This is a genomic window from Rhodococcus sp. JCM 9793 (assembly GCF_055380405.1).
Genome location: NZ_AP043721.1, coordinates 3257814 through 3271143 on the forward strand (window position 1 = coordinate 3257814; position 13330 = coordinate 3271143).

Annotated in this window: 12 protein-coding genes; 7 read left to right on the forward strand and 5 right to left on the reverse strand. The window is 66.3% G+C overall.

The window, feature by feature from the left end; genetic code table 11:
• Window positions 1–50 precede the first annotated feature (50 nt).
• The gene (locus ACZ46K_RS17115; RefSeq protein WP_464743779.1) at window positions 51–1190 is read left to right on the forward strand and encodes an 8-amino-7-oxononanoate synthase; all 1140 of its coding nucleotides are present in this window, start codon (window positions 51–53) and stop codon (window positions 1188–1190) included.
• On the forward strand, window positions 1187–1972 hold the full coding sequence (gene bioD, locus ACZ46K_RS17120) for a dethiobiotin synthase (protein ID WP_464743781.1): 786 nt from the start codon (window positions 1187–1189) through the stop codon (window positions 1970–1972). Before ACZ46K_RS17115 ends, bioD begins: the two co-directional genes overlap by 4 nt.
• A gap of 122 nt (window positions 1973–2094) precedes the next feature.
• Here the strand turns inward: bioD and ACZ46K_RS17125 are convergent, their stop codons facing one another.
• Window positions 2095–3303: an IS30 family transposase gene (locus ACZ46K_RS17125; protein ID WP_464749314.1), complete on the reverse strand. Its 1209-nt coding sequence runs from the start codon at window positions 3301–3303 to the stop codon at window positions 2095–2097.
• 296 nt (window positions 3304–3599) lie between these two features.
• Window positions 3600–4175 carry a class I SAM-dependent methyltransferase gene (locus tag ACZ46K_RS17130; protein ID WP_464743783.1) on the reverse strand — a complete coding sequence of 192 codons (576 nt, stop codon included), beginning with the start codon at window positions 4173–4175 and terminating at the stop codon, window positions 3600–3602.
• A 118-nt stretch (window positions 4176–4293) separates the two neighbouring features.
• Here ACZ46K_RS17130 and ACZ46K_RS17135 point away from each other — a divergent pair, with 118 nt between their 5' ends.
• From ACZ46K_RS17135 to ACZ46K_RS17155, 5 genes are read left to right on the forward strand one after another with little or no spacing between them, the layout of a single operon-like run.
• On the forward strand, window positions 4294–4581 hold the full coding sequence (locus tag ACZ46K_RS17135; RefSeq protein WP_054807331.1) for a hypothetical protein: 288 nt from the start codon (window positions 4294–4296) through the stop codon (window positions 4579–4581).
• On the forward strand, window positions 4578–5387 hold the full coding sequence (locus ACZ46K_RS17140; RefSeq protein ID WP_464743785.1) for a hypothetical protein: 810 nt from the start codon (window positions 4578–4580) through the stop codon (window positions 5385–5387). The genes ACZ46K_RS17135 and ACZ46K_RS17140 overlap by 4 nt, the downstream gene beginning before the upstream one ends.
• Before the next feature lie 54 nt (window positions 5388–5441).
• The gene (locus tag ACZ46K_RS17145) at window positions 5442–7373 is read left to right on the forward strand and encodes a fumarate reductase/succinate dehydrogenase flavoprotein subunit (protein WP_054807327.1); all 1932 of its coding nucleotides are present in this window, start codon (window positions 5442–5444) and stop codon (window positions 7371–7373) included.
• A gap of 1 nt (window position 7374) precedes the next feature.
• Window positions 7375–8121, forward strand: a complete 747-nt coding sequence (locus ACZ46K_RS17150) for a succinate dehydrogenase/fumarate reductase iron-sulfur subunit (protein ID WP_464743787.1) — start codon at window positions 7375–7377, stop codon at window positions 8119–8121.
• 60 nt (window positions 8122–8181) lie between these two features.
• The gene (locus ACZ46K_RS17155) at window positions 8182–8820 is read left to right on the forward strand and encodes an MSMEG_1061 family FMN-dependent PPOX-type flavoprotein (RefSeq protein ID WP_054807328.1); all 639 of its coding nucleotides are present in this window, start codon (window positions 8182–8184) and stop codon (window positions 8818–8820) included.
• A gap of 12 nt (window positions 8821–8832) precedes the next feature.
• On the opposite strand, the gene ACZ46K_RS17160 is transcribed toward ACZ46K_RS17155, so the two are convergent.
• The 3 genes from ACZ46K_RS17160 to ACZ46K_RS17170 all read right to left on the reverse strand — a co-directional run bounded on the left by ACZ46K_RS17160 (window position 8833) and on the right by ACZ46K_RS17170 (window position 13329).
• Entirely contained in the window at window positions 8833–9816 is a 984-nt protein-coding gene (locus tag ACZ46K_RS17160) for an iron-siderophore ABC transporter substrate-binding protein (RefSeq protein WP_464743790.1), read from the reverse strand.
• 82 nt (window positions 9817–9898) lie between these two features.
• The gene (locus tag ACZ46K_RS17165; protein ID WP_054807725.1) at window positions 9899–11029 is read right to left on the reverse strand and encodes a VWA domain-containing protein; all 1131 of its coding nucleotides are present in this window, start codon (window positions 11027–11029) and stop codon (window positions 9899–9901) included.
• A 116-nt stretch (window positions 11030–11145) separates the two neighbouring features.
• On the reverse strand, window positions 11146–13329 hold the full coding sequence (locus ACZ46K_RS17170; protein WP_464749368.1) for a DUF5682 family protein: 2184 nt from the start codon (window positions 13327–13329) through the stop codon (window positions 11146–11148).
• Between the last annotated feature and the right edge of the window lies 1 nt (window position 13330).

The window sequence follows — 13330 nt, forward strand, 5'->3', positions numbered from 1 at the left end:
GAACGGCACCCACTCGACTACTTGAACGGTGTTCAAGTATGGTGCCGACCATGACTGCATCCGCTGCGCTCGCATGGCTCGACATCGCCGCCGACACTCGGCGCCGCGCGGGCCTGCACCGCGACCTGGTTCCGCGCACGCCGTCGGCGCCGATCGTCGACCTCGCATCCAACGACTATCTCGGGCTGGTCCGTCACCCCGAGGTGGTCGCCGGCGCCGCGGCGGCGCTGCACCGCTGGGGTGGCGGCGCGACCGGATCCAGACTGGTCACCGGGACTACCGCCGAACACGAACTGCTCGAACGTGAATTCGCCGAGTTCGTCGGCGCCGAGACAGGGTTGGTGTTCTCCAGCGGCTACGCCGCCAACCTCGGTGCGGTCACGGCGCTCGCGGGGCGCGACGCTCTCGTCGTCTCCGACGCCGGTTGCCACGCCTCGCTCGTCGATGCGTGCCGGCTGTCGCGTTCGCGCATCCACGTGGCTCCGCACAACGACGTCGACGCGGTGGCCGCCGCCCTCGCCGCGCGCACCGAATCCCGCGCCCTCGTCCTCACCGACTCTGTGTTCAGCGCAGAGGGAGATCTCGCACCGCTGCTCGCATTGCACAGGGTGTGCCGCGAGCAGGGCGCGATGCTGCTCGTCGACGAGGCCCACGGTGTCGGAGTTCGCGGAGCAGGGGGCCGCGGACTCGTCCACGAAGTGGGCCTCGCCGGCGAGCCGGATGTGATCGTCACCGCCACACTGTCGAAGTCCCTCGCATCACAGGGCGGCATCGTGCTCGCCGATGCCCGCGTGCGGGAACATCTCATCGACACCGCACGCACCTTCATCTTCGATACCGGTCTCGCGCCCGCCGCCGTCGGCGCGGCGCGGGGTGCGTTGAAAGTCCTGCGCGCCGAGCCCGGACGTGCGGGTGCGGTTCTCGACCGGGCACGCCACCTCGCCGCCACGACGGCCGCGACGACCCCCGAATCGGCCGTCGTGTCGGTGATCCTCGGTGACCCTCACGTTGCGGTCGGAGCGGCCCGTGAGTGCCGCGAGCGCGGTCTGCACGTCGGCTGCTTCCGCCCGCCGTCGGTGCCTGCCGGAACGTCGCGGCTGCGATTGACCGCACGTGCCGATCTCACCGCCGCCGACCTCGAGTTGATCGACCGTGTCCTCACCGACGTCCTGGCAGGAGTGCGTTCGTGAGCATGTTGTGCGTCACGGGTACCTCGACCGATGTAGGGAAGACCGTGGCGACCGCCGCGCTGGCGACGCTCGCGTTGTCGTCGGGAAAGACGGTGGCGGTGTGTAAACCCGCGCAGACCGGCGTGGCAGACGGAGAACCCGGAGATCTGCACGAGATCGAACGGCTCACCGGATCGCGCGTCGATGTTCTCGAACTCGCCCGTTACCCGGAACCGCTCGCACCCGACACCGCCGCGCGCCGAAGCGGTCGCCCGTTCCTCGAACTCGCCGAGGTCGTCCGTGCGATCAGGGATCTCGACGCGACCCACGACCTCACCCTCGTCGAAGGCGCAGGGGGAGTGCTCGTACGACTCGGCGCGGACGGATTCACTCTCGCGGACGTTGCAGCGGCACTGAACGCACCGGCCGTGATCGTGGCCGTGTCCGGACTCGGCACCCTCAATCACACCGCGCTCACCGCTGCCGCATTGCGTGCGGCAGGGGTGGACTGCGCCGGTGTGATCGTCGGATCGTGGCCGGACGAACCGGATCTCGCCGAACGCTGCAACCTCGACGACCTCCCCGATGTTGCGGGTGTCCCGGTGCTCGGCCGCATCCCGGAAGGCAGTGGTGCACTCGCACCGGACGAGTTCCTCGCCGGCGCTGTGACATGGTTGCCGGATCTCGAACCTCGGACTCCCGGCCGGGTTCATTCCGGTTTGTGCGCGAGAACCCGGAAGCAATTGCCGCCCAGTCCGGTTCGATCGACGCTGTCGATCACGAAGCCCGTGTCCTCGAGATAGGGAACGGGGTCTCGCACCAGATGATCGGCCATGAACTTCAGGGTCAGGGGCTCGATCGCGCGCATGAACGAGGTCAGGACCCGATTGGTGGGCGGTTTCAAGGGGTCGACGCAACACCGCTGTTAGTTGGTGGTGATTAGATCACGCAGACGCTCGGCTGGAGTATCCCAGCCGAGCGTCTTGCGTGGACGGCCGTTGAGTTCCTGGGCAACATGCTCGAGGTCTTCCGGTCCGTAGACACTGAGGTCGGTGCCTTTGGGGAAGTACTGCCGGAGCAGTCCATTGGTGTTCTCGTTGCTACCGCGTTGCCAGGGGCTGGCCGGGTCGCAGAAGTAGACGGCCATCTCGGTAGCGACGCTGATCTGCTTGTGTCTGGCCATCTCGGCTCCTTGATCCCACGTCAGCGACCCACGTAGATGCGCAGGCAACTCACGCATGGCCACGATCAGCGCATCGCGGACCTGTTCGGCGTCATGCCCGTCGGGTAGATACAGCAGCATCGTGTAGCGGGTGGAACGTTCGACCAGGGTGCCGATCGCGGTCTTGTTCTGTTCACCGGTGATCAGATCGCCTTCCCAGTGCCCGGGTACGGCGCGGTCGGCGACCTCGGCGGGCCGATCACTGATCATGATCATCGGATCGGTGAACCGCTGATACCGTTCACCCTCTTTGTGCTGCGGTGCACGCCTCGTTCGACCGGTTCGAAGTGCCTGCTGTACTTCGCGTTTCAGTCCTCCGCGGGCCTGAAAATACAATGCCTGGTAGATCGTCTCGTGGCTCACCCGCATGCTTTCGTCGTCAGGGTGATCCCGGCGCAGGCGATGCGAGATCTGTTCCGGTGACAACTTCCGGGACAAGCCTTCCTCGACCGCTGCCCGCAGGACCGCGTTCTGAACCAGTTTGGACTGCTTGGGCCGCGCCCGGGCCGCGGCAGCAACCCGATCGGCCTGATACGGCAGATACCGGCCTTCGATGCTGTGCCCGCGTACCTCCCGCGAGACCGTGGAGACGTTCTTGCCGATCCGTGCAGCGATTGTGCGCAGCGAGTCCTTGACCACCAGGCCGTCGGCGATCGCAACCCGGTCCTCGATCGACAGGTAGCGATCACTGACCGAGCGATCACTGACCGCAGGCTTTACGGCATCATCACAGATCGCACTGGTCACCGTCTGTTCGTAGACGGTTCCGCGCCTGTAGTCCACGACCCTGCCATCAGGATGGACTCGCGTGTTGCCGACCTTCCGGATGCCTTTGCGCCAGTCACGGGCAGTGCGCGTGTGGACGCCCACTTCGTGGGCAGCTCGCGTTATCGACCAGCCTTGTGCGACCAGTTCCCCGAAGCGGTGTTTGGCCTCGCTCTTGCCTCGAGGTGGGATCTTTTCGCTGGTCACCAGACCCTCCGAGACCAGGATTCTGCGTGCGACCGAAGGCGAGACCCCGCACGCTTTCGCGGCCTGGTTGATCGAACCGGTCTTGTCGAACACGGCCACGATCACCATTCGATCGGGGACCCCACGTTGATCACCGCTCTTGCCTGGACCGCGTGGCTGGCCGGCGGGCAGGCCGATCGCCTGCAGGATGGCATAGCAGCGACCGCGAGGCAGCCCCATCACGACTGCCGCCTCTTTCACTGGCATACCGGCATCGGTGAGCCGGGCCAGCTCGTCACCGAACCGAAGGCAGTCCTCCTGAAACGACATGATCGTCGCAACCTCTCATCGAGAGTGTTGCGACGATCATGTGAACCCGCCGTGGAGGGGCCGTGCTCGACGAGCACGAACCGCCCTCCGGGTACGAGTACCCGCATGGCCTCGGCGCTGGCCGCTGCGGGATCGGGGATCGTGCAATAGGACAGGGTCGAGACGACGGTGTCGACGGATTCGTCTGCGAGATCCAACGCCTGGACGTCCCCGCGTCGTACCTCGCAGCGCGTGAGCCGGTGATCGGCGATGCGCTGCTGTGCGTGCGCGAGCATGCCCGCGGACAGGTCGATCCCGGTCACCTCGGTCACGTCGGGTCCGTACAGCGGAAGATTCAGCCCGGTACCGACTGCGATCTCGAGGACGCGACCCGACGCGTGCCCGATGGCCCACCGGCGTGGATTTCCGAGTAGACGTCGCTCCGAGAATCCGATCTGCCTGTCGTATTGCGGTGCTGTCGCATCGAAGACCTCGGCGATGCGGGCGTTGTCGGGTCGAGCCACGGATGTCCTCCATTCGGTGGCGCGAAACCACGCTCGGTGACAGCGGATCTATCGTACTGTGAATGGTGTCACATCGTGTCGGCCGGCGTCGACGTGCCGACCGCTGGGTTCGGAGGTACTGATGTCCACCGAAATGCAAGAACTGCAACGGACCATCGGTCATCTGCGTCACTGCGTCGGATCGTTGCGTTCGCGCTACGGCGACGCTGCCGCCGTGCAACGGCTGGCGAACGATCTCGAACGCCTCGATATCGACGCGCACGACCTCGCCGAACGCCCTCCGGCCGAGGCTCACGTGTATTCGGGTGAGCGCATCCCAGTCCCCAACGAGCCGTACGACGACTCGTTGTTCCGCGGCGTGGATGTGGACGACGAGGGCCTCGGCGGTCTCCACGGAGATCGGTGAGCGCCCCTGCGGCGACCGGTGTGCGGTCCGCGACTCGCGCGCGGATCGCGGCCCGGACGCTGCGCACCGACCGCTGGTGGCAATCCCCGCTGCTGACTGCCCTCGGGCTTCTCGTCTTCGTCGTCTACGCCACGATCCGCTCGTTCGTCCGGTCTGCCTATTACGTCGAGGACTACCACTACCTCACGCCGTTCTACTCGCCGTGCGTGAGTGACTCGTGCGTCGAAGGTGCCCGGCATTTCGGTACCTGGGTCGGCGAGCTCCCGATGTGGATGCCTCTCGCGTTCCTGTCTCTGCCGTTCCTGCTCGGCTTCCGGTTGACCTGTTACTACTACCGCAAGGCCTACTATCGCTCGTTCTGGCTGGCACCCGCCGCGTGCGCAGTGGCCGAACCGCACGCCCGTTATACGGGGGAGGCCCGACTGCCGTTGATCCTGCAGAATGCGCATCGCTACTTCTTCTACGCGGGCGTCGTCGTCTCGCTGATCAACACGTACGACATGGTCGTCGCGTTCCGGAGCCCGAGCGGATTCGGGTTCGGCCTCGGCAATGTGATCCTGCTGATCAATGTGATCCTCCTCTGGGGGTACACCGTGTCGTGCCACTCATGTCGGCACGTCACCGGAGGACGTCTCAAGCATTTCTCGAAACATCCTGTGCGATACCGTATCTGGACATTCGTTTCGAAACTCAATACCCGGCACATGCAGTTCGCGTGGATCACGTTGGGCACCCTGATGATCACCGACTTCTACATCATGCTCGTGGCGAGTGGCACCATCTCGGATCTGCGGTTCGTCGGCTGACGAATCCTCGGGCACGCACGACAGACATGCGCAACGACACAGGGGAGGGCACGGATGGTGGAAGTCGAGCGGCACAGGGTCGACGTGGTGGTGATCGGGGCCGGTGGGGCGGGCCTGCGCGCGGTCATCGAGGCCCGCCAACGGGGGCTCTCGGTCGCCGTGGTGTGCAAGTCGCTGTTCGGCAAGGCCCACACCGTCATGGCAGAGGGCGGGTGCGCCGCCGCGATGGGCAACGCCAACCCCCACGATTCGTGGCAGGTGCATTTCCAGGACACCATGCGCGGCGGCAAGTTCCTCAACAACTGGCGAATGGCGGAAGTGCACGCGCGAGAAGCTCCCGACCGGGTGTGGGAACTCGAAACCTACGGCGCGTTGTTCGACCGCACGCCCGACGGGCGCATCAGCCAACGCAACTTCGGCGGCCACACCTACCCGCGCCTCGCGCATGTCGGTGACCGAACAGGTCTGGAACTGATCCGCACGATGCAGCAGAAGATCGTGTCGCTGCAGCAGGAGGACCACGCCGAGCACGGCGATTACGAGGCGCGGGTGAAGGTCTACGCCGAGTGCACGATCACCGAACTGCTGAAGGACTCCGAGGGCCGGATCGCGGGGGCGTTCGGATATTGGCGCGAGACCGGGCGGTTCGTGCTCTTCGAGACCCCCGCCGTCGTCGTGGCAACCGGCGGTATCGGCAAATCCTGGAAAGTGACGTCGAACTCGTGGGAGTACACCGGTGACGGGCACGCCCTCGCGCTTCGGGCGGGCGCGGCACTGATCAACATGGAGTTCGTCCAGTTCCACCCCACCGGAATGATCTGGCCACCCAGCGTGAAAGGCATCCTCGTCACCGAAGGTGTGCGAGGCGACGGCGGGGTCCTGAAGAACACCGACGGTGACCGGTTCATGTTCTCGTACATCCCACCGGTGTTCAAAGGCCAATACGCCGAAACGGCAGAGGAAGCCGACCGCTGGTACGACGACCAGGAGAACAATCGCCGCACCCCCGACCTGCTGCCGCGTGACGAGGTGGCCCGCGCCATCAACTCCGAGGTCAAAGAGGGACGCGGCACCCCCCACGGGGGTGTCTTCCTCGATATCGCATCCCGGATGCCCGCGGCCGAGATCATGCGGCGACTGCCGTCCATGCACCACCAGTTCAAAGAACTCGCCGACGTCGACATCACCGCCGAGGCCATGGAGGTCGGACCCACCTGCCACTACGTCATGGGTGGGATCGAGGTCGACCCCGACACCGGTGCCGCATCGGTGCCGGGTCTGTTCGCCGCCGGAGAATGCTCCGGCGGGATGCACGGGTCGAACCGGCTCGGCGGGAACTCGCTGTCGGATCTGCTGGTGTTCGGTCGGCGGGCGGGTCTCGGTGCCGCCGACTACGTACTGGGGCTGAATGCGCGTCCGGTCGTCACCGATGCCGATGTCGAGGTTGCCGCGCGAGTCGCGTTGTCCCCGTTCGACGCGGCTGCTGCCGGCGGCGAGGGATCCGGCCCGGTGGAGAACCCGTACACCTTGCACACCGAACTGCAGCAGTCGATGCACGACCTCGTGGGGATCATCCGCCGCGCCGACGAGATCGAGCGCGCGCTGGACGAACTGCAGAGGCTGCGCGCTCGGATTCGCCAGGTCGCGGTGGAGGGACACCGGCAGTTCAATCCCGGCTGGCACCTCGCGGTCGACCTGCGCAACATGCTGCTGGTGTGCGAATGTGTGGCCGAATCAGCCTTGCAGCGCACCGAAAGTCGCGGCGGCCACACCCGCGACGACCATCCGTCGATGGACCCGCAGTGGCGTCGCACTCTCCTGGTGTGCCGCACGAATGGCGGCGACCCCGTGATTCCCGACGTGTCGGTGACCGCGCAGCGGCAGGAGCCGATGCGCCCGGACCTGCTCGCACTGTTCGACATCGACGAACTCGGCAAGTACTACACCGACGAGGAACTCGCGGATCATCCGGGACGGAAGGGCTGACATGGGTTATGAAGCGGCGTTCCGGATATGGCGCGGCGATGTCGACGGCGGAGACCTGCAGGACTACACCGTCGAGGTGAACGAGGGCGAGGTCGTGCTCGACATCCTGCACCGACTCCAAGCCACACAGACCCCGGACCTCGCGGTGCGGTGGAACTGCAAGGCCGGTAAGTGCGGATCGTGTTCGGCCGAGGTCAACGGGCGCCCTCGGCTCACCTGCATGACCCGTATGTCGGTGTTCGATCCGGACGAGACGGTGACCGTGACCCCGATGCGGACCTTCCCGATCATCCGTGACCTCGTGACCGACGTGTCGTTCAACTACGCGAAAGCCAGGCAGATCCCCTCGTTCACCCCGCCGGCGGATCTGGCACCGGGGGACTATCGAATGCAGCAGATCGATGTGCAGCGGTCCCAGGAGTTCCGCAAATGCATCGAGTGTTTCCTGTGCCAGAACGTGTGCCATGTCGTGCGTGACCACGAAGAGAACAAGGAAGCATTCGCGGGCCCGCGCTTCTTCATCCGACTCGCTGAACTCGAGATGCATCCGCTCGATGTCGCCGACCGCCGGGATGCCGCACAGGACGAGGACGGACTCGGGCTGTGCAATATCACGAAGTGCTGCACCGAGGTGTGTCCGGAGAACATCCACATCACCGACAACGCGATCATCCCGATGAAGGAACGCGTTGCGGGTCGCCGCTACGATCCGATCGTGTGGTTGGGAAACAAGCTCTTCCGCCGCTGACGGTGCTGGGCGCTCGGCCCTCCGGCCCGTTGGGTATCGTCCGGGGCGGAGGTGGCGCCCGTGGAGGCAAGCAGGATCGATGATCTCGTCCGCGAGAGGATCGACACGATCGAACAACTCGAGGCAGCGGTCGGCGAACCGTTCCCGGCGATGAAAGAGAAGACGACGCCCTTCACGACGCCGTTGATGCGCGAATTCATTGCGCAGGCGCGGTTCTTCGTTCTCGCAACATCCGATGCGGCCGGCAACTGCGACAGTTCACCACGCGGCGATCTGGTCAGCACGGTGCTCTTCCCTGACGAGAAGACTCTGATCCTGCCGGATCGTCCAGGGAACCGTCGCGCAGACTCGTACAGAAACATCCTCGAGAATCCCCACGTAGGAATTCTGTTCATCGTGCCGGGCAACGAAGAGGTCGTGCGCGTCAACGGTACGGCGACGCTGTCCACTGATCCGGAACTCCTCGCCGAACTGGCGATGTCCGGCAAACCGGCACAGCTCGCGGTGATCGTGCGTGTCGACGAGGCCTACCTCCACTGTGCGCGGGCGTTGCTCCGCGCACAGGTGTGGGAGCCGTCGACGTGGCCTGATCAGGACTCCGTCCCAGCGATCCGGGACATGGTCGCGCAGCAGCACCACCTCGACGTCTCCCAACTCGAACCGGCCCGCCAGGAGTCGTACCGCGAGTTCTTGTACTGACGCCTGCCCGCGTCAGGCGGGGACGCGCTCCGATATCTGCGGCAGGAGTTCTTCGAGGGCGAACGGGATCGACAGCGCCGAGTTCAGCGATATGGCATTGGCGACGTCGGAGCCGCTGTCGAGCACGAGTGCTCGCCCGTCGCTCACCGCGGGAATCTGCTGAAACAGCGGATTGTCGGTCACCTCGGCGGAATCGACGTAGATCGGCATCACGATGAGCAGATCGGCGTCGAGCATGCCCAGGTTCTCATCCGAGATCGGAATGAAGAAGTCCTCGGTTGTGGTGGCCTCGACCTCCGGATTGTTCACGAACCCGAGATCCTGCATGAACTGCACGCGGGCGTCGCGGGAGACGTAGGCGCCCCAGCCGTCGGCGGTGTACGCCGCGACCGTGACGGTCTTACCCGCGAACTCCGGGTGAGCGGCTTCGGCCTGCGCGAACTGCGCGTCGATGTCGCTCACCAACTCGTCGCCCTTGTCGGGAACACCGAGTGCGGTCGCGACCATCGTGATCTGGTCGTCGCGCGGTGTCAGGTACGCCATCGCGCCCTCCGGAGGACCGACCGTCGGGGCGATCTGGGAGAGCGTGTCGTAACGCTGCTGGTCGCCGGAGCTGGCTGTGTCGAGAATCAGATCCGGCGCGAGCGCCGCGATCTGCTCGAACGACGGCTCCATGGTGCCGATGATCTCCGGTGATTCGGTGTACAGCCCGTCGGCCCAGGGACCGACGCCGTCGCCGCCGAATGCGAGCCAGTCGCTCGCAGCCACCGGTTGCACGCCGAGCGCGAGCGCGGTCTCCGCGTCGCCCCACCCGAGCGCAGCTACCCGCTCGGGTGCGGACCCGACTGTGACCTCACCGAACATGGTGTCGACGGTGGCGGGGAAGGCGCCGTCCCCGGTCGCTCCGGTGTCGCCGGAGGGTTCGTCGCCGCCAGAACTGCAGCCGGCCACGACCAGAGCCGCGGCGGCGATGAAGGCCGCACTTCGAAGTTTCACAGGTGTCCTCGTTCCGTCGACCGAAGCCGGAGTCAGCTAGGTCAGGACATCCTAACTCTGCGACCGGTGTCGTCGGGTGTGGTCAGAGAGACTGCGCCCACCTGCCGATGTCGCGGCGCTCGAGCGACAGCGCCAGCAACTCCGGGAACTTGTCGGGTGTGCAGGCGAACGCCGGGATACCGAGGCCGGCCAGCGCTGCCGCGTTGTCACGGTCGAACGATGGTGCACCGTCGTCGGACAACGCGAGCAGCACCACCACCTGAACACCCGCGTCCTTCATCGCCGCCATCCGCGTGAGCATCTCCGCGCGGATACCGCCCTCGTACAGGTCGGAGATGAGAACGAACATCGACTCGGTGGGGCGCGTGATCAGCGACTGGCTGTACGCGATCGCCCGATTGATGTCGGTACCGCCGCCGAGCTGGGTCCCGAACAGGACATCGACCGGATCGGCCAGCTTGTCGGTCAGATCCACCACGGCCGTGTCGAACACGACCAGTGATGTCCGCAGCGCCCGCATCGACGCGAGCACCGCGCCGAACACCGACGCGTACACCACACTCGACGCCATCGACCCCGACTGGTCGATCGCCAGCACCACGTCGCGTTGCACGGCCTGCGACCGTCGTCCGTAGCCGATGAGACGCTGCGGCACCACCGTCCTGTGCTCCGGCAGATAGTGAGCAAGGTTCGCGCGGATCGTTCGGTTCCAGTCGATGTCGCGCAGCTTCGGATTCGACGTGCGTGCCGAGCGGTTCAAGGCTCCGGTCACCGCGGCGCGCGTGTGCTGGGCGATGCGCTCCTCGACCACGCGGACGACCTTCTCGACGACCATCCGAGCCGTGGCCTTCGTGGTCTCGGGCATCACCCGATTGAGGCTCAGTAGCGTTCCCACGAGATGGACATCCGGTTCGACGGCATCGAGCATTTCGGGTTCGAGGAGCAGCTGGGTCAACCCGAGCCGATCCATCGCGTCGCGCTGCATCACCTGCACCACAGAGGTCGGGAAGTACGTGCGGATATCGCCGAGCCACCGCGCCACACGCGGTGCCGACGAACCGAGACCCGCACTTCGCGGACCACTTCCGTCGGCGGAGTCGGGACGGTCGTAGAGCGCGGCGAGTGCGCCGTCCATCGCGGCATCGCTCGAGGACCCGAGGGCACAGGTCGATTCCTGTGCGGCTTCGCCGAGGAGCAGGCGCCAGCGGCGCATCCGCTCCTGATCTGCCGTCCCCGTGTCTTCCGTCGGCACTGTGTCTTCCGTCGGCACTGAATCTCTCGGTGTCGTCGTGTCGGATTGTTCGGTGACGTTCGACGGTGTCGTCATGCTCACACTCCCAGGATCAGAGCCGTTGCGGCGGTGGCACGTCGGCCCCGTTCGACATCGACGGGGGTTGCGGTGCGCACCATCGCACCACCACGGATGGCGGCGCCGAGTGTTGCCCGTTCGGTCGCCTCGAAGCCGCCGAACGTGCGGCGCAACACCGGTAGGACGTCGACGAAGTCCTGCCTGTGCAGCCCTGATACCCAGCGATCGATCAGCGTCAGCAGTGCCCGATCGTGGATGAGCAACAGCGCGCCGTCGCCGACGAATCCGTCGATCCAGCGTGCTTTTGCGGCGGGTTCGCTGCCGATCGACAACGCCCGGGACACACGCACTGCTGTGTCCTGTTCGTCGATGCGACCCATGTCGCGGAGTAGCCGCACCGTCCGGCCGGTGAGAATGCCGTCGATCTCGTCGCGGTCGGCGATGACGGTGAGGGTATCGAGCCACCGTCTCGTGGACGCGGCGTCGTCGCGCAGCGCGAGTGCTGCGTGGACGGCATCGACCCCGCGGCGGAGTGCGTCGGCCGCGTCGGTATCGAGACCGGTCATGGCAGCGGGCAGGCCCGCGCAGATCCGCACCAGGAGGGCATCGGCCACATGCGCGAGCGACGACAGGTCGGTGCCACGAACATCGCCGTACCGCAGGGTGCGGATCAACGGAGGCAGCGCCGCCATCAGATGTGCTACGTCGTGATCGAGCGCGGCGGCGGTGTCGATCGATCGGAGCAGTTCGGGGATCGCGTCGCGCAGATCGGCGAGCAGTGTCTCTTCGAGTAGAGCGACCACCTGCGCCAGGGTGGCGTCGGGATCGCGGGCACGGTCGAGTACCAGTTCGTGGGCAGCCGATTCGACGGTGGTGCCCCAGCGGGATGCCTCGACGATCGACACCGACAACTCGGGCTCCCACTGCAGAGCCCAGGTCTCCCGGAACGTACCCGTCGACCGCACGTCGCTGGTACGTGGGACGCCCCAGGAGATCCCGAGCACCCGCAGGCGGTGCAGCAGCTGCGAGCGACCCACGTCGATCTGCTTGCGCAGGTCGAGATCGAGGGCTTTGCTCTGTGCAGAACGCTTGAGTCGCAGTGTCTTCGACGAGGCCTGCAGATCGGCGTCGAGCGGAACGGTGGGTGTGTCGTCGGGGACACTGCCGAGGGCCTCGCCGACGACGAGGGTGCGGGTGACGTATTCGAGGAGCACATCGTCGCCGTCGCAGAGCACCGCGCGGGTGGCCTCGGTGACTTCGGCGAGCCCGGCCAGCGGTCGAGTGCGTAACGCCGCCAGGGTGTCGGCGAGCCGGGTCGCTTCGATCACGTGAGCGCTCGACACCGGAAGGTCGCGTTCTCGCAGCGTGCGTGCGACCCGGGTGAGCCACCGCGTGATCGTGTCCTGCTGCTGGGTGAACAGGTGGTGATACCAGCCGGGGGAGGTGATTCCCGCGCCGTACCCCGAGGCGGAGGCCAACCGCGAATGTGTCCAGGGCACCCACGTCAGCGATGTCTTTACCTTGGGAAGGCCCTTGAGCAGCCGCGCATCCGGCGCCGCCGGACCGAGCTTGCCTGTCAGTGCGGGAGCGTGCATCGCGCCGCACACCACCGCGATCTTCAACGCGCCGGCCTTGATGGTGCCGCGCAGCACCTGACGCATGTGTGCCTCGCGCTGTGCGGTGTGGTCGTCGAGTGCGGTGTCCTCCCGGAGCGCGGCCATCGCCTCGGTGATCGCGTCGAAATCGGCCATGTGATCGTGGCCGTCGCCCGGTGTCCCCGACTCGACGACCGTGTCCCACCACTGCTCGAAGTCGTCGTACCCACCGGCGGCAGCGAGCGCGACGAGCGGATCCGGTCGATCCCGCTCGGTTGCCCTGTCGGCGGCGAGTTGCTGCGCCGCAGGCAGGTCGCAGAACCGCACGTCGGCGTCGTGCAGGATCGCCCAGCGCAGCGCCTGCCACTCCGGCGAGAATTCGGCGAACGGCCAGAACGCCGAGGTCGCGGGTTCGCCGGTGGCATAGGCGAGCAGCGCCACGGGGGGGTGGAGATCGTCGGAGGCCGCCAGCGCGGTGAGCTGGTCGGCGTCCGACGGACCCTCGATGAGGACGGTATCGGGTTCGAACTCGGCGAGGGCGCGCAACACTGCGCGGGCGGAACCGGGGCCGTGATGCCGGATTCCGAACACCCGCACCTCAGCGGACACT

What these genes read in the sequence shown, in the direction of transcription:
- ACZ46K_RS17150 (WP_464743787.1), top strand. Translation starts at nt 7,375, where the DNA reads ATGGGTTATGAAGCGGCGTTCCGGATATGGCGCGGCGATGTCGACGGC.
- ACZ46K_RS17165 (WP_054807725.1), bottom strand. Translation starts at nt 11,029, where the DNA reads ATGCGCCGCTGGCGCCTGCTCCTCGGCGAAGCCGCACAGGAATCGACC.
- ACZ46K_RS17115 (WP_464743779.1), top strand. Translation starts at nt 51, where the DNA reads ATGACTGCATCCGCTGCGCTCGCATGGCTCGACATCGCCGCCGACACT.
- ACZ46K_RS17145 (WP_054807327.1), top strand. Translation starts at nt 5,442, where the DNA reads ATGGTGGAAGTCGAGCGGCACAGGGTCGACGTGGTGGTGATCGGGGCC.